Below are 18,659 nucleotides of genomic sequence, written 5' to 3'. Positions count from 1 at the left end.
GGGTTTTTATAATGATTAAAAATAAGAAGCTATTAAATCGGATAAGCTTCGGCGGTTAAACCTTGCTTTGGCTGTAAAACTTAAATAATATCTCTTATATTTGCGGGGAACGGACTTTTTGAGAGAAAATATATGCTAGCAGCAATACTTTTAGGTTTTTTATTTGCAATATTCCTGGTTTTTGCAGGAAAGTTCTTCAGGGGGAAATTAGCCGTTCTTTCCGCACTTATTCCGGGTGGACTTTTTGCATATTTTGCAAGTTTTATTCCGCAGATAAGTTCTGGAGAAATAATTTCTAAAACTTACCAATGGGTTCCTGCTTTTGGAGTAGACCTTAGTTTTAAGTTAGACGGGCTTTCCCTTCTTTTTTCATTGATGATCACCGGGATTGGTTTCCTGGTTTTTGCATATACCGCATCGTACCTTAGAGGGCATAAGTATCTTGACCGTTTCTACGGATATCTGAGCTTGTTTATGGCAGCCATGCTTGGTTTGGTGCTTTCAGACAATCTTATCTCACTTTTTGTTTTTTGGGAATTAACCAGTATAAGTTCATTCTTCTTAATCGGGTTTAATAATACCAACCCGGCTTCCCGAAAATCGGCTTTAACCGCTTTAGGAATTACCGGTTTTGGAGGGTTTTTCTTATTAGCAGGAGCTTTGTTGCTGGGTAGTATTACCGGCACTTACAGCATTTCTGAAATGCTAAGTATGAAAGAAGCTATTGCTGGCAGTGAATATTACATCCTGGCGGTGATCTTTATTTTTGTGGCTGCATTTACCAAGTCGGCGCAATTTCCTTTTCATTTCTGGTTACCCGGTGCGATGAAAGCACCAACTCCGGTTTCTACTTATTTACACTCAGCCACGATGGTAAAAGCAGGAATCTACTTGCTCATGCGTTTTACGCCGGTTTTGGGGGATCAGGAATTCTGGAACATAACATTAATAATTGTGGGAGGAATCACAATGGTTTACTCTGCAATACACGCTCTTTTTAGAACAGATCTTAAAGGCGTTTTAGCTTATTCTACCATTTCAGCGCTTGGGATTTTAGTTTTCTTAATTGGTTTGGGAACAAAAGCTGCTTTCCTTGCTGCAGCGGTTTTTATAATAGTTCACGCGCTTTATAAAGCTACTTTATTCTTGGTTACGGGAATTATAGATCACCAGACCGGAACCCGGGATGTCACCAAATTAGGCGGATTGCGAAAAATTATGATGCCTGTTGCGATTGCCGGTATTTTGGCAGCGATCTCCAGTGCGGGTATCCCACCATCGGTAGGTTTCCTCGGAAAAGAACTCACTTACGAAGCAAGTATGCACGCTGAAACTTTTACGATTATAATTGTGATCGCAATTGTTTTAACGAAGATATTATTGCTTTGGGCCGGTTTTGTAGCCGGAATTAAACCGTTTGTAGGTAAACTGCCTGATGCTCATAAAGATGTAAAAGCGCCCGGATTTTTAATGTGGGCACCTGCAATTATCCTTGCTGTTTTAGGAATTCTATTCGGGATATTCCCAATGCTTATTGAATCTGCCCTGGTTAAACCTGTGGTTTCTTCTTTAGGCGCAGATGCTTCAGATTATCACCTTGCGTTATGGCACGGTTTCAATACCGTTTTACTTTTGAGTGCAATTACCATTGCAGTCGGAATCTTCTTGTATTTCTTCCTGAAACCTTCAGCAAAACTGGAAAGCAGGATAGGAAAGTTGGAGTTTATTTCTCCAAAAAGCATTACGGAAAAGGGAACGCATTATTTCAGTGTATTTTCAGCATTCTGGACCAATGTTTTTCAAAATGGATATTTACGAAATTATGTAACCACTATTGTTTTGTTTCTCGTGGTATTAGTGGGATATGTTATGTTTGGAAATCCAACCGTGTTAATAGACTATCGTCAACTTTCTGAAGTTACAGCTTACGAGCTCGCCGTGGTTATTATATTAATTGCCGGAGTTTTCTATACCGTATTTACAAAATCCAGGCTTGCTGCAGTTGCCGCAATGGGAGTTGTAGGTCTGGCTATCTGTTTAATTTTTGTTTTCTACAGTGCACCAGATTTGGCAATGACGCAGTTTTCAATTGATACCCTTACAGTTATTCTGTTTGTATTGGTACTTTATAGATTACCAAAATACCTTACCCTTTCAGATTATAAAATGCGAATTAGGGACGGAGTTTTATCAGTGGCTCTTGGAACGGTAATATGCTTATTGGCTTTACAGGTGCTTGCGGAACCTACAAATAGTGAAATTGGCGATTTTTATGCGAAAAATGCCTATATAATGGCTCAGGGGAAAAATGTTGTAAATGTTATCCTGGTAGATTTTAGGGGTACTGATACGCTTATGGAGATTGCGGTATTGTCTATCTCAGCAATTGGAGTTTTTGGATTATTAAAACTGAGATTAAAAAGCACTGATAGGTCACAATAAAAAGAACTATAAAGGCCAGTAATTTTTGGCCTAAGAAAAATTTATATAAATGAAAACCTTAATATTAAGAACAGCTTCCAATTACCTTTTGCCGTTATTGCTGGTGTTCTCTGTTTTTATCTTATTGCGTGGGCATTATTTGCCTGGTGGAGGTTTTGTTGGTGGACTTATAGCTGCAATAGCTTTTGTTTTGCACGCTTTTGCTAACGGACTTGATAATACCAAAGGTCTATTAAGGTTTCATCCGGGATTTTTGATGCCTGTAGGCTTAGGTCTTGCTTTTATTAGCGGTTTGGCTCCGGTAATAGGTTTAGACGATCCTTTTATGACGGGTCTCTGGTTTCCGGAACCTTTTCCGGTTATCGGGAGTGTGGGCTCTGCTTTATTTTTTGATATTGGGGTTTACCTGGTAGTAATTGGGGTCACCCTCACAATAATATTTACAATTTCAGAATCAGCTTAATTTATGGAAATTCTTTTAGCGATAATTATAGGGGTTCTGTATGCCGCGGGTATTTATATGATTCTGCGCAGGAGTTTGGTGAAACTCATTATTGGGATTATCCTTTTAGGTAACGGGGCAAACCTTCTTATTTTTCTGCTGGGAAGAATAACCGAAGGAGCACCGCCGATTATTCCTGAAGAATCCAAGGTTTTTTTAGAAGCCTATGCAGATCCTGTTCCGCAGGCATTAATATTAACCGCAATCGTAATTAGTTTCGGTTTACAATCTTTTGCCATTATTCTTGTGAAAAGGGCACATAAAGTTGTAAAAACCGATGATCTGGACGAAATGAACGCAACAGACGAAGATTCATGACACAACAATTAATACTTTATCCTTTACTGCTGCAAATGCTATTGGCTATCATCCTCATGTTTTTTTGGAGGAAGATCAATGCGCAGCGTGTAATTAGTATGTTAGGAAGCCTGGTGCACCTTGCTGTTAGTATTGGTGTTTTTGCGTATATCTGGAATAACGGAACCCAAACGGTGCAAGCCGGGAATTGGGAAGCTCCTTTTGGGATCACTTTTATAGCTGACACTTTTGCGGCTACAATGGTCTTGTTAACCTCTATTGCCGGTTTGGCAGTTTCCATATTTTCTTCTGGCTCAGTGATTGGCGATAGATTGAGATTTGGTTATTTTCCTATTTTCCATTTCTTACTTCTAGGACTTACAGGAGCTTTTTTAACCGGAGATATTTTTAACCTTTATGTTTGGTTTGAAATTATTATTATTAGTTCGTTTGTACTAATTACCATTGGTGGGGAAAAGGCTCAGCTGGAAGGAGCGGTAAAATATTTTACGCTGAATTTCCTTGCGTCAATGATCTTTTTAACAGCAATTGCCGTGCTTTACGGTTTAACCGGAAGCCTCAATATGGCCGATCTTGCCAATAAAGTGGCTGCTGTAGAAAACAGGGCGCTTGTAGAAATTACTGCAATTTTATTTCTAATTGGTTTCGGAATTAAATCGGCGCTTTTCCCCTTGTATTTCTGGTTGCCGGCTTCCTACCATACACCGCCTTCAGCAGTATCGGCTATTTTTGGTGGTTTACTTACTAAAGTTGGGGTTTATGCCTTAGTTAGGGTCTTTACTCTAATTTTTGTAGATGATGTTTTCCTTGACCAAATTTTGTTGGTGCTGGCTATTTTCACCCTTTTTAGTGGAGCATTAGGAGCGCTGGTTCAGAATAATATAAGGAAAGTGTTTTCCTATTTAATCATTTGTCATATTGGTTATATGATTATTGGTTTGGGAATGTTTACCGAAGTAGCTATTGCAGGTACAATTTTCTATTTGGTACACGATATTGTAGTGAAGACCAATTTATTTATGATTAGCGGACTTATTTATAGAATAAAAGGTTCTAACAGTATGCGAGCTTTGGGTGGTTTTTATGCTAATTATCCCAAGTTAAGTTTATTGATGTTCATCCCGTTATTTTCTTTAGTGGGTATTCCGCCTTTATCAGGTTTTTGGCCAAAAATATCATTGATCACCGCTAGCTTTGAATCAGGAAGTTACTGGAGCCTTGCCGCTATAATCTTTGCAAGTTTTATTACCTTGGTAGTAATCGCGAAACTTTGGGCCGAGGTTTTCTGGAAAGATGCTACCGAAATTCCTGAAAGACCAAAGTTTAGGTATTATCATAAAATAAGGAATATAAAGAAAGTTCAGATAATAGTGCCAATTGTTTTTTTAAGCCTGGTTTCCTTGTATATAGGTTTTGGAGCGGAGCATATTCAAACACTTTCGGCTAGAATCGCATCAGAATTAATAGATAATCAACAATATATAGACGCGGTACTTAATACACAAAAATCCGAATAATGAAGAACAGGTTTGTTTCTAACTTATTACTCACCTTTGTATGGGTAGCCCTTACAGGAGATTTTGGCTTCCAGAACTACATATTTGGATTTGTGTTGAATTTCTTCATTTTGTGGGTGATTACAAGAGGGAATAGTGATGCACGCTATTTTACTATTATACCTAAATTAATTGCATTTTTTTTCTTTTTTCTGTGGGAATTATTCAAAGCTAACCTTCAGGTGGCATACGAAGTGGTTACCCCAGGATTTAGAATGACACCCGGTATTGTGAAAGTACCATTAAGCATAAAAAGTGACATGGGAATAACCTTTCTGGCCAATATGATTTCACTTACGCCGGGAACACTCAGCCTTGACGTTTCTAACGATAAAAAAGTGCTTTATGTACACAGTATGTATATAACCGATAGAGAAGAATTTATTGAAGGTATTAAAAACGGATTTGAAAAACGTATTTTGGAAATATTGAAATGACGCTAACAGATTATTTATATTATATTATTTTGCCAATTTTGGCCTTTTCGGTGCTTTTAATAGTTTACCGATTTATAAAAGGACCCAGCATTGCCGATAAAATTATTGCTCTGGATGTACTTATAACTACCGGTATTGGTATTATTGGGGTCTACAGTATTATTCACGGAAGATCTACATTTTTAGATACAGCCATGATACTGGCTTTAATCGCTTTTTTGAGTACTGTGGCTTTCTCTTATTATCTTGAAAAACGAAACAGAAAAAAATGAGTTCAGTAATTATAGTAATATTAGTCACTTTAGGAACATTGTTCGTGCTGCTTTCGGCAATCGGACTTGTAAGAATGCCCGATACTTATATGAGGATTTCGGTGAACACCAAAGCTGCTACGCTTGGTGTGGGCCTTATTTTAGTGGGGACAGCCGTTTTCTTTAACGATTTATCCGCTACCTCCAGATCACTGGTTATTATTCTTTTTGTCTTTCTAACCGCACCGGTAAGTGCCCATTTAATAGGAAGAGCTTCTTATTTTATGGGTGTTAAATTGTGGAAAGGCTCTGTTATAGACGATCTTAGAGGTAAATATCAGAGAAATTCCCACGTTTTAAAAAGTGAAATAGATGATACACCTGGAAATAATATAGATCACACAAAAAATGATGATATCATAAAATAAGAATTTAGTCTTTCATTTTCGTTCTTTTTCCATCAGCTACTTTGTTAACCATAACCTGCATTAAGGCTAAAGCTAATTTTATACTTTGATCGGTTAAAGTTGTAATTTTACTCGATAATCGAGATTTAAGTGCTCTGAGATTTGTCTCGAAAGCAAGATATTTTTTCAATAACACCTTTTAGGGCATGCCCCGAGGTAGTTTACATTTATGCAAGACCTCCCTTTAAAATTAGCGCAAAGTTTAGAGAAGCGAAAGCAGGAAAATGCTTTCCGGAGCCTAAAAAAATCTTCTTCACTTATAGATTTTTCGTCCAATGATTATTTAGGATTAGCTTCTTCTGAAAAAATCTATTATCAGGCACATCAAATTTTAAAAGAAAATAATTTACTTCAGAATGGCGCTACCGGTTCCAGGTTGCTATCCGGAAATCACAAGATTTATGATTTAGCTGAAGAATTTCTATCAGAATTTCATCAAACTGAAGCTGCGCTTATTCTTAATTCAGGTTACGATGCGAATATTGGATTTTTCGCTTCCGTACCTAAACGCGGCGATTTTATTTTTTATGATGAACTCGTACATGCTTCAATAAGGGATGGTATTACGATGAGCAATGCTAAAACCTATAAATTCAATCATAATAATGCTGAAGATCTGACAAAGAAGCTCGAGAAGCTTTCAAAACCTGGAAACACCGAAAGATATATCGTAACCGAATCGGTCTTTTCAATGGATGGCGATATGGCTCCACTAAAAGAATTGGCTAAAATTTCAGAAGAATTTGGAGCCTTTTTAATCATAGATGAAGCTCACGCTACCGGAATTTTTGGTGAAAAGGGAGAGGGTTTGGTTCAGGAATCAGGAATTCAGGAGAAAGTCTTTGCGCGTTTAAATACTTTCGGAAAAGCACCCGGCTGCCACGGGGCGGTAATTTTAGGCAGTAAGAGTTTAAAAGATTATCTGGTTAATTTTTCCCGAAGTCTTATTTATACCACGGCTTTACCACCACATTCGGTAGCCACAATTTTAGCGGTTTATCAACAATTTAAAACCGGAATTCTGGAAATTCAGCAGTTAAAAAGAAATATCCGGTTTTTTAAAGAAGAGATTATAAAAAATGATCTACAAAAAGGTTTTCTGGGAAGTAACTCAGCAATTCAAAGCTGTATAATTCCCGGAAATCAGCAAGTGAAGAATATTGCAGAAAGTTTGAGAAAAGAAGGTTTTGAAGTAAAACCAATTCTTTGGCCAACCGTTCCAAAAGGCAGTGAACGACTCAGGTTTTGCCTGCATTCTTTTAATTCTGAAAATGATATCAGCGGGGTTTTAAAAAATCTCGCTAAATTACTATCATGAAAAACACTTTTGTCAACATTGCCAGGTTTCAGTATTCTTCTGAAGCCCAAATTGTAAAGGGAAAATTACAATCTGAAGGCATCGAGGTATTTCTGGCAGATCAGGTGCTTATTGACACCGATCCTTTGGTTAGTCAGGCAATTGGCGGTATAAAACTTAATGTTCGTGCAGATGATGAAGAACGTGCCCGGGGAATTTTAAACGAAATTCATAATTATTCCCTGGACGATGATGGAAACCGGGTGGTTTGTCCTAATTGTGACAGCATTAGGGTAAAAGTTTACACGCATATTAAAGATGTGCGCTCTTTCTTTGCTTTTCTATTTTCATTTCTCACCTTCGCTCTTCCAATTCACTACAAGTACGATTATCACTGTGAAAATTGTGAAGAGAAATTTACTTTAAAATAACCAGCATAGAATAATTTTAAAAATGAAGCATAACTATTTTATTACCGGAATAGGGACCGAAGTAGGAAAAACCATCGTTTCGGCAATTCTTACCGAAGCCCTGGAAGCCGACTATTGGAAGCCTATTCAGGCCGGCGATCTCGATAATTCTGATAGACATAAAGTTGAAAGATTGGTTTCAAATAAAGAGACCGTTTTTCATAAGAATAGTTTTGCTTTAAATACACCTATGAGTCCTCACGCCGCTGCTGAAATTGATGGCGTAAAGATCATTTCAAAAAAAATAATACGTCCTAAGACAAAGAATAATCTTGTTGTTGAAGGGGCTGGAGGTTTACTAGTCCCAATTAGCGACAATGAAACCATTGCCGATTTAATGCAGAAGGAAGACCGAATAATTCTAGTTTCTCGTCATTATCTCGGAAGTATAAATCATACTTTGTTATCCATTGAAGCGCTAAAATCCCGCGGATTGAATTGCTTCGGAATAATCTTTTCGGGAGAAGAAAATAAATCTACCGAAACCATTATTGAAAAAATGAGCGGTGTTCCCATTCTTGGAAGAGTAGAACAGGAACCTTATTTTGATCAAAACGTAGTTAAAGAATACGCTGAAATTTTTAGAGAAAAACTAAAATAAGAATTGCTCGTCATTACGAACGGTGTGAAGTAATCTCTACGTCAAATATCATCAATTTGCAGATTGCTTCTCCCGATCATAATCGGAATCGCAATTACGCTTAACACCTTATAATAAAAATAATGAACCTAACCACCCGCGACCAAAAACACCTTTGGCACCCGCTAAACCAACATAAGATTTCCCCTGAAGCTCTACCCATTGTAAAAGCAAAAGGAAGTATTCTTTACGCTGAAGACGGCAGTGAGTATATAGACGGTATCGCTTCCTGGTACACTGCAATGTATGGTCACTGCAACGACTATATTACCGGGAAAGTGGCTGCGCAAATGCAAAATCTGGACCAGGTGGTTTTTAGCGGATTTACCCACGAACCCGCGGTAAAACTTTCAGAAGAATTGATAAAGATTTTACCGGGGAATCAACAAAAATTGTTTTTCAATGATAATGGTTCCACGGCTACTGAGATCGGAATAAAAATGGCTTTGCAGTACCACCATAACAGGGGGAACAATCGAAATGTGATGCTGGCGTTCGAAGAGGGTTTTCACGGAGATACATTTGGCGCGATGTCGGTTTCCGGGCTCTCGGTTTATAACGGTGCTTTTGAAGAACATTTTATAGAGGTTTTACGAATCCCGGTTCCGTTCGGAGAAAATAATAAAGATGTTATTTCGGGACTGAAAGAACTAATTTCCGGAAACAATATTGCAGGATTTATATATGAGCCCTTAGTGCAGGGCGCTGCGGCAATGAAAATGCACGATGCTGCTGGATTGAATGAAATCCTGAAAATTTGCAAAGAGCATGACATTGTTTGCGTGGCCGATGAAGTAATGACCGGTTTTGGGAAAACCGGGAAATATTTTGCTTCAGATTATATGGAAACCAAACCCGATGTGATGTGTCTTTCCAAAGCCCTGACCGCCGGCTTGCTGCCTATGGGTTTAACCACTTGTTCGCAAAAAGTATATGATGCTTTTTATGATGAAGATATTTCAAAAGGGCTGTTTCACGGGCATACTTATTCTGCGAATCCTCCGGCTTGTGTTGCAGCGATTGCCGGGATAGAATTACTGGTTTCCGAAGAAATTCAGCAGAAAATAAAATCGGTAATTAAATCGCACCAGGCTTTTGACGAAAAAATAAAAAATCATCCAAAAGTTACCAATCGTAGGCAGCTGGGTGTGATATATGCTTTTGATCTTAATGTAAAAATGGAGCGTTACGGCAATCTTAGAAACCAGCTTTTTAAGCATTTTATGGATAATGGCGTATTTCTAAGACCCCTTGGCAATACCATTTATATTCTGGCTCCTTTTACTATATCCCAACCTGAACTGGATAAAATCTATACTGTTATCGAAGATTTGATGGATAAATTTTAGTAATAAAATTCATAAGTGTCTTAAAAGCAAAGCTTTAATTGGTTACATTAGAATTAAAATTTCACGATTATGATGCATCCAGATACCGAGTTGCGCTTTATAAGTGAACAAGTGGGTTACGGCGTGGTAGCTACCAAAAATATCCCCGAAGGTACTATTACCTGGGTCCAGGACGATTTAGATCACGTTTTCTATTCTTCCCAGATTGAAAGACTTCATCCTACAAGTTTACAGATGCTGGAAAAATATGCTTTTCGCAATCGTTTTGGCGATTTGGTGCTTTGCTGGGATTTGGCGAAATATGTAAACCATAGTTTTAATTCCAATTGCTTCTCTACCGCCTACGGATTTGAGATCGCAATAAGGGAAATTAAAGTTGGCGAAGAGTTGACTGACGATTATGGATATTTGAACCTTGATGAAACTTTTGAACCTTACAAAGAAAACACTTCCAGGACAAAGGTTTATCCCGACGATTTGGTTAATTATCACAAAGAATGGGACGGGATTTTGCAGAAATCTATTCAGAAATTCGAAAAAGTTTATCAGCCGCTTATAGAACTTGTTTCTGAAGGAATCCAGTTAGAGTTGCAAAAAATTCTTTTGGGTGAAAAAGAAATGGATTCTATTTTGAACCTTTATTATCAGCGTGAAGGTTCTTAAATCCTGTTCAATTTTAATCAATATTTTTAGGCTGAATATTTAGTGATTGATACAACAGACCGTATTTTTGCTGAAAAAATTATCACTTTTGAAATCACCGGTATTTATTTCTTCATTTGGTTCTGTCTCTGCCCTGGGACAGTCCCCGGCAGAAATATGGAGCAATTATAAAAATCAGAAACATTTTATTACCAAAAAATTATTCGGTAAGGCCGAAGCTTTTGCCGCTTTTTTACCCGAAAATCTTAAAGCTGAAATTGAATCACTTAGAAATGAAAATACCAATTACAAAAAATTAGACGATTCGGTTTTATTCGCCACCTTTTCCGCAAGAAAAGCTATTAAAGTTGCAGGTTGGGAAAGCGAGAAAAATATCGGGGTTAATATTGGTAGTTCGCGTGGAGCTACAGGCTTATTCGAGAAATATCATAAAGAATTTATAGAAACCGGGAAAGCTGCAACTCAGGCTTCCCCGTCAACCACTTTGGGAAATATTTCTTCCTGGGTTTCACAAGATCTTCAAAACGAAGGACCTGAATTTTCTCACAGTGTAACCTGCTCTACCGGGTTACATTCTGTAGTAAACTCCATTGCATGGATGCAGGCTGGTTTTACCGATAAATTCCTTGCCGGTGGGAGCGAAGCTGCACTTACGCCTTTTACCATCGCACAAATGAAAGCGATGAAAATTTATGCTTCTGAAGATCTTGATTTTCCTTGCCGAGCATTGGATATGGAAAAAACGCGAAATTCTATGGTTTTAGGGGAAGCTGCAGGGATTTTGGCACTTCAGGATAAAAATTCAGAAAAAACGATCGCAAAAATTACCGGAATTGGTTATGCTACTGAAACTTTAAAACACAGCGTTTCAATTTCGGAAAAAGGTGAATCACTGCAGAAAGCGATGAAAATGGCCATTGGAGAAAAAGAACTTTCAGAAATTGACGCGGTGGTGATGCACGCACCGGGCACCTTAAAGGGTGACCTTTCAGAAGTTAACGCCATAAAAGCTGTTTTTGGTGAAAATACTCCGGCAATGACGAGCAATAAATGGAAACTCGGACATACTTTTGCTGCTTCGGGAATTCTAAATCTGGAGCTGGCTGTGTTGATGCTGCAGCATCAGGAATTTATAGAAGTTCCTTTTTCAGAGATTAGTGAAGCTCCGGCCAGACTGGAGAATATTTTAGTGAATGCCGTGGGTTTTGGCGGCAACGCGGTCTCAATTTTAGTAAGCAAGAAATAAAGCTTTGAAAACTTTCTTCGCTGAGGGCCTATTAAAGCCCAGTTTTATTTATTTTTGAATTCAAATCTATTTTTATGGCTACAAGACATAACTGGACAAAAGAAGAAATCCTCGAAATATATAATAAACCTTTAATGGAGCTGCTTTATGAGGCAGCCACCATACACCGGGAACATCACGATCCCAACACAGTACAGGTTTCAACTTTACTTTCTATAAAAACCGGCGGCTGCCCGGAAGATTGTGGGTATTGCCCACAGGCAGCGAGATATCACACCAACGTTGAAGGCAACGATCTTATGAGTGTAAATCAGGTGAAAGCCCAGGCTTTGCGTGCAAAAGCATCGGGAAGTTCACGTGTTTGTATGGGTGCGGCCTGGAGAAATGTAAAGGATGGGGAAGAATTCGATTCGGTTTTGGAAATGGTAAGAACCATTAATAAACTTGATATGGAAGTTTGTTGCACCCTGGGAATGATTACCGAAAACCAGGCGCAGCGACTTGCTGAAGCCGGTTTGTATGCTTATAACCATAATTTAGATTCTTCAGAAGAATATTATAAAGAAGTAATTTCTACCCGTGGTTACCAGGATAGATTAGATACTATTGGGAACGTTAGAAAAACCAATGTAACGGTTTGCAGTGGTGGAATTATAGGAATGGGCGAAAGTGCAGACGACCGTGCGGGAATGTTAGTTGCTTTGTCTACTTTAAGTCCGCAGCCGGAATCTGTGCCAATTAACGCTTTAGTTCCTGTCGAAGGAACGCCAATGGAAGAGCAGGAGCCGGTTTCTATTTGGGAAATGGTAAGAATGGTAGCAACCGCCAGAATTGTGATGCCTGAAACCCAGGTAAGGCTTTCTGCCGGAAGAACAAATATGAGCAGGGAAGGACAGGCGATGTGCTTCTTTGCCGGAGCAAATTCAATTTTTGCCGGAGATAAATTGCTTACTACACCAAATCCCGATGTAAGCGAGGATATGGAATTGTTTAAATCTTTAGGCTTGAACCCTCAGAAAGCTTTTGAGAAAAAAGAGCAACCTGAAAGTGTTTCAGCTGAAGAATCTAAATATCAGAATTTGGGTGAAAAACCAAAATGGTCCAGACCCGGGCATAAGATTGAGCGTAATTTGGAAGCGCAACAAAAACGGAAAGCCAAGGCATAATAATTCAAAATATTGAAACTGAATCTGCAAGACATTCCGCGGGTTAAATCCCTTTCAAAAGAAGATTTTTTGAAAGACTATTTTATTCCCGAAAAACCGGTTGTTTTTGAAGAACTTTCTGCCGACTGGCCGGCGACTGAAAAATGGGATTTCGATTATTTCAAGGAAAAAGTAGGGGAGGTTGTAGTGCCGCTTTATGATGGGAAACCGGCAAAAGGCAGGCAAAGTTCCCACGGTCCCGCAAAGAAAATTCCTATGCGGGAGTACATAGATATCCTCGAAAAAGGCCCTACAGATCTTAGGATGTTTTTCTTTAACCTGCTGCAGAACTGCCCTGAATTAATTGATGATTTTCAATATCCCGACCTTGGTGTAAAATTCTTTAAAAAGTTGCCTGTTTTGTTTGTAGGTGGTGAGGGGAGTAGTGTTGTAATGCATTATGATATGGATCTCGCCAATAATTTCCATTTTAATTTTGTTGGGGAAAAAAGAGTAATCCTTTATCCTCCTTCGGAAACTAAATTTTTGTATCATGTGCCGCATTCCATAGTTAGTATGGAAATTATAAATATGGACGCTCCAGATTTTGAAAAGTATCCGGCGCTGGCCCAAGCACAAGGCTTCGAGGCCCGGTTAAAACACGGGGAAGCACTTTATATTCCCAGTAAATGGTGGCATTTTATAAAATATGAAACGGCCAGTTTATCAATGACACTAAGGTCTTTGCCTCAAAAACCGGGACGCATTGCCGAAGTGCTTAAGAATTTGATTATAACTCGCAATTATGACAATTTAATGCGTAAGATTAAAGGTCAGGATTGGATAGATTACAAGAATAGAAAAGCGATTGAAAACACGCACAGAAGTGCCGGAATTGAATGATGAAGAACGAAGAAAGCTTGCATTTAGAACCTATACAAAGGCTCAAGAATATTTCTAAGAAAGAATTTTTAGAAAATTATGTTAGGCCGCAAAAACCTGTGGTAATAGAGAATTTGACAGACGACTGGCCGGCTAAACAAAGATGGAATTTAGATTATATTAAAGAAGTGGCGGGGGAAAAAGTGGTGCCGCTTTATGACGATCGCCCAATAAATTCAAAACAGAAATTTAACGAGCCCCATACCGAAATGAAGATGGCAGATTATATAGATCTGCTAAAATCGAAACCTACTAATTACCGAATTTTTCTTTATCATTTGTTGAAAGAGGTGCCTGCTTTGCAAAAAGATTTTAAGTTTCCAGATCTTGGAATTCGCTTTCTCAAGCAGCTGCCAACTTTATTTTTTGGAGGAGAGAATTCTAAAGTATTTATGCACTACGATATTGATTTTGCGAATATTCTTCATTTTCATTTCCACGGAAAAAAGCAATGTATAATTTATCCGCCTTCTCAAACTAAATATCTCTATAAAGTTCCACACGCGTTAATTTCAAGGGAGGATATTGATTTTAATAATCCTGATTTTAAGAAATTTCCCGTACTAAGAAAAGCAAAAGGATATGTTACTGAATTAAATCACGGCGAAGCTCTATATATGCCTGAAGGTTATTGGCATCAAATGACATATTTAACACCTGGTTTTTCTATGAGTTTAAGGGCTACCCCAAGAACACTTACCAATTTTTCTAAAGCCGTTTATAACCTGGTGGTGATGCGTAATTTTGATAATTATATGCGGAAATTGAAAGGGCAGAAGTGGATAGATTATAAGAATGAAGAGGCTATTAAAAGAACGCATAGAAAGAATAAAATTTAGCCTTAAAAATTATATACTTTACTCATTGATAAGGCACTATCCGACTTGGAAATCTTTTCTTAGTAATCCAATCAATTTATTTAAAACCATAGATCGCCACGCTTAGTTCCTTCTCTCGCGATGGCATCTCTCTCAACGCATTCGAATAATCTACCAGGGTTATTCTAACAGCTCGTTTGTTGTTTCATACACAAAACTACTTTCATAGCCCTTGCGAAGCAGGAAATCGGCTAATTTGCGTTTCTTTTTAAATTTATTGGGTTCTTTGAGGAGTCTGAGTCTCTTTTCGGCTAGTTCGTATAGGGTGGCGATATATTTTTGCTGATCAATTTCGGTAAGGGCTATTTTAATTATTGGGGCAGAAATTTCCCTGAATTTCAATTCCTGCTCGATCTTTATTTTTCCCCATTTTTTTATTCTGAATTTCCCCCGAACAAAACTTCGTGCAAAGCGTTCTTCATTTAAAAAATTTTCCTGCATTAATTCCATAATAATCTGTTCCTGGGCAGCAGGGATCATATTCATTTCCCTTAATTTTTCTTCTACCTCTTTATGAGAACGGTCGCGGTATGCGCAGAACTGCATCAGTTTGACGGTAGCTTCTTTAACCGAATAAGATTTCTGGGGTTCTTTCAAGATTTAAAATTGAAGATTTCAGGATTCAAAAATAGTATTAAAAGTAGAAATTAACAGGCGGGAAAGCAAGAAGGAATTTCAGGATATATCATAAAAAAACGCCTTCCGAAATAACGAAAGGCGTTTGTTTTAAAGGATCTCATTTCCCTCTTTATCGTGAAAATGATATTCCATGTACGTGTAAGCGTCTCTTGGTAAAATTTTAACCCAGCGCTTATGGTCTAAAAACCATTGGGAGCGGGGAGATGGAAAGCCCTTAGTTAAAAAGGCTGCAATAAATGGGTGCGCGCTCAGGGTGATCTTTTTGTGATCTTTCTTAATGAGCTTTTCCAGGTCGGTTTTCATTTTGTTTATTAAAAGTATTGGTGCTTCAATTTCACCAGTTCCGTTAGGGTTATCCTCACGGGTTTTAATATTCATTTCCGGCCTTACGCGTTGTCTTGTAATTTGTATCAATCCGAATTTACTCGGCGGCAAAATCTTATGTTTTGCACGGTCGTCACTCATTTCGTTTCTAAGGTGATCAAACAGGGTTTTCCGGTTTTCGGCTTTACCCATGTCTATGAAGTCTACTACAATTATGCCGCCCATATCACGCAATCTTAATTGCCGGGCTATTTCTGTGGCGCTAATCATATTCACCTCTAATGCAGTATCTTCCTGGTTTCTGGATTTGTTAGAACGGTTACCACTATTCACGTCTATAACGTGCATAGCTTCTGTGTGTTCTATTACCAGGTAGGCGCCTTTGCTCATAGAGACGGTGCGCCCAAATGAAGTTTTTATTTGTCTTTCGATACCGTATTTTTCAAAAATTGGAACATTAGATTGATATAACTTAACAATCGATTCTTTACTCGGGGCGATTTCGCCCACATAGTCTTTAATTTGTGTATAAAGCGTCTCGTCGTCTACAGTAATAGAAGTAAAAGAGTCATTAAAAATGTCTCTTAACAGGGACGATGCCCTGTTTAATTCTCCAAGTACTTTAGAGGGATGATGTGGCTTATACATCTTTTTACACATTCCTGTCCAGCGATCCATCAAATTTTGAAGATCTCTATCCAGTTCTGCTACTTTTTTGCCTTCGGCTACAGTTCTTACAATAATCCCAAAACCTTTGGGTTTAATGCTTTTTACCAATCTTTTTAACCGGTCTTTTTCTTCTTTGCTTTCAATTTTTTGTGAAACTGAAATTCGATTAGAAAAAGGGACCAGTACGATATAACGACCCGCGATAGAAAGCTCTGAGCTTATTCTCGGGCCTTTGGTAGAAATAGGTTCTTTTACAACCTGAACCAATAGCGACTGATTTGACTTTAAGACATCTGTAATAACTCCGTCTTTGTCAATATCCTTTTCGAATGTAAAATTCTTTAAGGAATAATCTTTTTGTTTACCTGTGCTTACACGTTTTATGAACTTAAGCATTGAAGAAACCTGGGGGCCGAGATCGTGATAGTGTAAAAAACCATCTTTCTCGTAGCCAACATTAACAAATGCGGCATTTAACCCGGGTACAGCTTTTCTAATTTTAGCAATAAAAATATCACCAACATTAAATTTGTTGCTGTCTTCTTCCTTGTTGAGTTCAATAAGTTTTCCATCTTTTTGTAAGGCAAAATCTACAGCAGAGGTTCCGGACCGGATAATTAATTCTTTGTCCACTCTATTAGATTTTTGTCCCGATTGTATCGGGATGGATTAAACATTATTTTATCACAGGTTTTTTAATCCTGAAGAAACCCTAAATTTTTAAGTAATATGCAGGGTTTCAATTTCAATGAACGTTTTAAATAAAAAAAGTAGTATGAAAACTACTTTTTCTTGTGGCGGTTAGCTCTGTTTCTTTTTTTACGCTTGTGCGTAGCTACCTTATGTCTTTTTCTTTTTTTACCACTTGGCATAGTGTTCCTTTTTAATTAATAAATTATTTTCTACAGAAACCGTTTACGGTTTCAAATTACTTAACTTCAACGTTTGTTTTAACCCCTTCAACAAAGATCTTGGCTGGTTTAAAAGCCGGGATATTATGTGCAGGAATTTTAATAGTCGTGTTTTTAGAGATATTTCTTCCGGTTTTTTCAGCCCTTGTCTTTACAACAAAGCTTCCAAATCCTCTTAAATATACGTTGTCTCCACTTTCTAATGAAGTTTTAACCTCATCCATGAAGGTTTCAATAGTAGCCTGGACATCACCTTTTTCCATTCCTAATTTTTCGGATATGTTTGCTACAATATCTGCTTTCGTCATTTTCGTGCTATTTAATATTATAAATTGGGATTTCTGTTTTTTCAAGGGCGCAAATATAAGAATTAAATCTACAATATTTCAAGCCTAATTCATTAAATAATAACGGAATAAACTTTTAATATTGCACCAAGTCTATTTTGTTTATGGTATTTTCTAAAGTGTTGATTGATTGGTATTTAAAAAATAAGCGTGAATTGCCCTGGCGCAAAACCAGCGATCCTTACCGTATTTGGCTTAGTGAAATTATGTTGCAACAAACCAGAATAGAGCAGGGTTTGCCCTATTATCAGCGTTTTACAAGTGCTTTTCCCAGCGTTTTTAATTTAGCCGAAGCATCACAGGAAAAGGTGCTAAAACTATGGCAGGGTTTGGGTTATTATTCCCGCGCCAGAAACCTTCACGAAAGTGCTAAATATGTGGCTGAAGAGCTTAATGGCGTTTTTCCGAACTCCTATAAAGAACTTAAAAAATTAAAAGGGGTAGGCGATTATACCGCCGCAGCTATTGCTTCAATTTGCTATAATGAACCGGTTGCTGTGGTAGATGGGAATGTTTACAGGGTTTTGGCTCGTTTTTTTGATATTGATACGCCTATAAACTCTACGTCAGGAATCAAGGAGTTTAAAGCCCTGGCTTCTGAATTGTTAGATGAAAAAGATCCTTCCAGTTTCAACCAGGCTTTAATGGAATTTGGAGCGCTTCAGTGCAAACCCAGAAATCCGCTTTGCGAAACTTGTCCTTTAAGCTCGGGTTGTCTGGCTTTACAGAAAAATACAATTCAGGAACTACCCGTTAAGCTGAAGAAAGCAAAAGTTAAGAAGCGTTATTTTAATTATTTAGTAGTTTATTCTGAAGAAAATAAAACCCTACTTCAGCAAAGAACCGGAAAGGGGATTTGGAATGGTTTATATGAGTTTCCATTAATAGAAACCGAAGAACCGGTAAGTGAAGGCGCTTTTCCTTCGGAAGAAAAGATAAGCGAGATTCTTGGTGAACAGGAACTTTCGCTACAACTCCACAATAAAAAACCGGTGGTACATAAACTTTCGCATCAGCATATCTACACTCATTTTTGGTGGGTTAAAGCTGGAAGAATTGGGGAAGAGGGAATTCTTGTAAAAGATGTAAAAGATTATCCGGTGCCGGTTTTAATTGCTAATTTCCTTGAAGAAACCGCGCTGGAAACCTATTCCTTATAAATTGTT

At 38.0% G+C, this 18,659-nt stretch carries 20 protein-coding genes; 17 read left to right on the top strand and 3 right to left on the bottom strand.

The window, feature by feature from the left end:
• Positions 1-132: 132 nt before the first annotated feature.
• From LB465_RS09960 to LB465_RS09885, 16 genes are all read left to right on the top strand, one after another.
• The gene (locus LB465_RS09960) at positions 133-2,442 is read left to right on the top strand and encodes a putative monovalent cation/H+ antiporter subunit A (RefSeq protein ID WP_224469719.1); all 2,310 of its coding nucleotides are present in this window, start codon (positions 133-135) and stop codon (positions 2,440-2,442) included.
• A gap of 49 nt (positions 2,443-2,491) precedes the next feature.
• Positions 2,492-2,905: a Na+/H+ antiporter subunit B gene (locus tag LB465_RS09955; RefSeq protein WP_224469718.1), complete on the top strand. Its 414-nt coding sequence runs from the start codon at positions 2,492-2,494 to the stop codon at positions 2,903-2,905.
• A 3-nt stretch (positions 2,906-2,908) separates the two neighbouring features.
• Positions 2,909-3,262 (top strand): Na+/H+ antiporter subunit C, encoded by a 354-nt coding sequence (locus LB465_RS09950; RefSeq protein WP_224469717.1) that lies wholly within the window; start codon positions 2,909-2,911, stop codon positions 3,260-3,262.
• A complete protein-coding gene (locus LB465_RS09945) occupies positions 3,259-4,779 on the top strand; it encodes a proton-conducting transporter transmembrane domain-containing protein (RefSeq protein WP_224469716.1) in 1,521 nt (506 codons plus the stop codon). Before LB465_RS09950 ends, LB465_RS09945 begins: the two co-directional genes overlap by 4 nt.
• Positions 4,779-5,255 (top strand): Na+/H+ antiporter subunit E, encoded by a 477-nt coding sequence (locus LB465_RS09940; RefSeq protein WP_224469715.1) that lies wholly within the window; start codon positions 4,779-4,781, stop codon positions 5,253-5,255. The genes LB465_RS09945 and LB465_RS09940 overlap by 1 nt, the downstream gene beginning before the upstream one ends.
• Positions 5,252-5,527: a cation:proton antiporter gene (locus LB465_RS09935; RefSeq protein WP_075325587.1), complete on the top strand. Its 276-nt coding sequence runs from the start codon at positions 5,252-5,254 to the stop codon at positions 5,525-5,527. The genes LB465_RS09940 and LB465_RS09935 overlap by 4 nt, the downstream gene beginning before the upstream one ends.
• Positions 5,524-5,934 (top strand): monovalent cation/H(+) antiporter subunit G, encoded by a 411-nt coding sequence (gene mnhG, locus LB465_RS09930; protein ID WP_224469714.1) that lies wholly within the window; start codon positions 5,524-5,526, stop codon positions 5,932-5,934. Before LB465_RS09935 ends, mnhG begins: the two co-directional genes overlap by 4 nt.
• 208 nt (positions 5,935-6,142) lie before the next feature.
• Entirely contained in the window at positions 6,143-7,291 is a 1,149-nt protein-coding gene (locus LB465_RS09925; protein ID WP_224469713.1) for an aminotransferase class I/II-fold pyridoxal phosphate-dependent enzyme, read from the top strand.
• Positions 7,288-7,701, top strand: a complete 414-nt coding sequence (locus LB465_RS09920; protein ID WP_224469712.1) for a putative signal transducing protein — start codon at positions 7,288-7,290, stop codon at positions 7,699-7,701. Before LB465_RS09925 ends, LB465_RS09920 begins: the two co-directional genes overlap by 4 nt.
• Before the next feature lie 22 nt (positions 7,702-7,723).
• A complete protein-coding gene (gene bioD, locus LB465_RS09915; protein WP_224469711.1) occupies positions 7,724-8,341 on the top strand; it encodes a dethiobiotin synthase in 618 nt (205 codons plus the stop codon).
• 122 nt (positions 8,342-8,463) lie between these two features.
• On the top strand, positions 8,464-9,729 hold the full coding sequence (bioA, locus tag LB465_RS09910; protein WP_224469710.1) for an adenosylmethionine--8-amino-7-oxononanoate transaminase: 1,266 nt from the start codon (positions 8,464-8,466) through the stop codon (positions 9,727-9,729).
• A 69-nt stretch (positions 9,730-9,798) separates the two neighbouring features.
• Complete coding sequence (locus tag LB465_RS09905) at positions 9,799-10,392, top strand: SET domain-containing protein (protein WP_224469709.1); 594 nt, start codon at positions 9,799-9,801, stop codon at positions 10,390-10,392.
• 88 nt (positions 10,393-10,480) lie between these two features.
• A complete protein-coding gene (locus LB465_RS09900; protein WP_224469708.1) occupies positions 10,481-11,638 on the top strand; it encodes a beta-ketoacyl synthase N-terminal-like domain-containing protein in 1,158 nt (385 codons plus the stop codon).
• A gap of 74 nt (positions 11,639-11,712) precedes the next feature.
• Complete coding sequence (gene bioB, locus LB465_RS09895) at positions 11,713-12,804, top strand: biotin synthase BioB (protein ID WP_224469707.1); 1,092 nt, start codon at positions 11,713-11,715, stop codon at positions 12,802-12,804.
• Positions 12,805-12,816: 12 nt separating this feature from the next.
• Positions 12,817-13,686 (top strand): cupin-like domain-containing protein, encoded by an 870-nt coding sequence (locus LB465_RS09890; RefSeq protein WP_224469706.1) that lies wholly within the window; start codon positions 12,817-12,819, stop codon positions 13,684-13,686.
• The gene (locus LB465_RS09885; protein WP_224469764.1) at positions 13,686-14,564 is read left to right on the top strand and encodes a cupin-like domain-containing protein; all 879 of its coding nucleotides are present in this window, start codon (positions 13,686-13,688) and stop codon (positions 14,562-14,564) included. Before LB465_RS09890 ends, LB465_RS09885 begins: the two co-directional genes overlap by 1 nt.
• Positions 14,565-14,723: 159 nt before the next feature.
• Here the strand turns inward: LB465_RS09885 and LB465_RS09880 are convergent, their stop codons facing one another.
• The 3 genes from LB465_RS09880 to LB465_RS09870 form a co-directional block, all read right to left on the bottom strand.
• On the bottom strand, positions 14,724-15,200 hold the full coding sequence (locus LB465_RS09880) for a regulatory protein RecX (RefSeq protein ID WP_394370929.1): 477 nt from the start codon (positions 15,198-15,200) through the stop codon (positions 14,724-14,726).
• A 129-nt stretch (positions 15,201-15,329) separates the two neighbouring features.
• Positions 15,330-16,868, bottom strand: coding sequence for an Rne/Rng family ribonuclease (locus LB465_RS09875; protein ID WP_224469705.1), 1,539 nt, complete (start codon positions 16,866-16,868; stop codon positions 15,330-15,332).
• Positions 16,869-17,163: 295 nt separating this feature from the next.
• Positions 17,164-17,472 carry an HU family DNA-binding protein gene (locus tag LB465_RS09870; protein WP_255351554.1) on the bottom strand — a complete coding sequence of 103 codons (309 nt, stop codon included), beginning with the start codon at positions 17,470-17,472 and terminating at the stop codon, positions 17,164-17,166.
• Between the two features lie 125 nt (positions 17,473-17,597).
• On the opposite strand from LB465_RS09870, the gene mutY reads away from it, so the two are divergent.
• The gene (mutY, locus tag LB465_RS09865; RefSeq protein WP_224469703.1) at positions 17,598-18,653 is read left to right on the top strand and encodes an A/G-specific adenine glycosylase; all 1,056 of its coding nucleotides are present in this window, start codon (positions 17,598-17,600) and stop codon (positions 18,651-18,653) included.
• Positions 18,654-18,659 lie beyond the last annotated feature (6 nt).

The sequence above is a fragment of the Salegentibacter lacus genome, from assembly GCF_020164555.1.
Classification (GTDB): domain Bacteria; phylum Bacteroidota; class Bacteroidia; order Flavobacteriales; family Flavobacteriaceae; genus Salegentibacter; species Salegentibacter lacus.
This window is presented reverse-complemented; position numbering and strand designations above follow the sequence as displayed.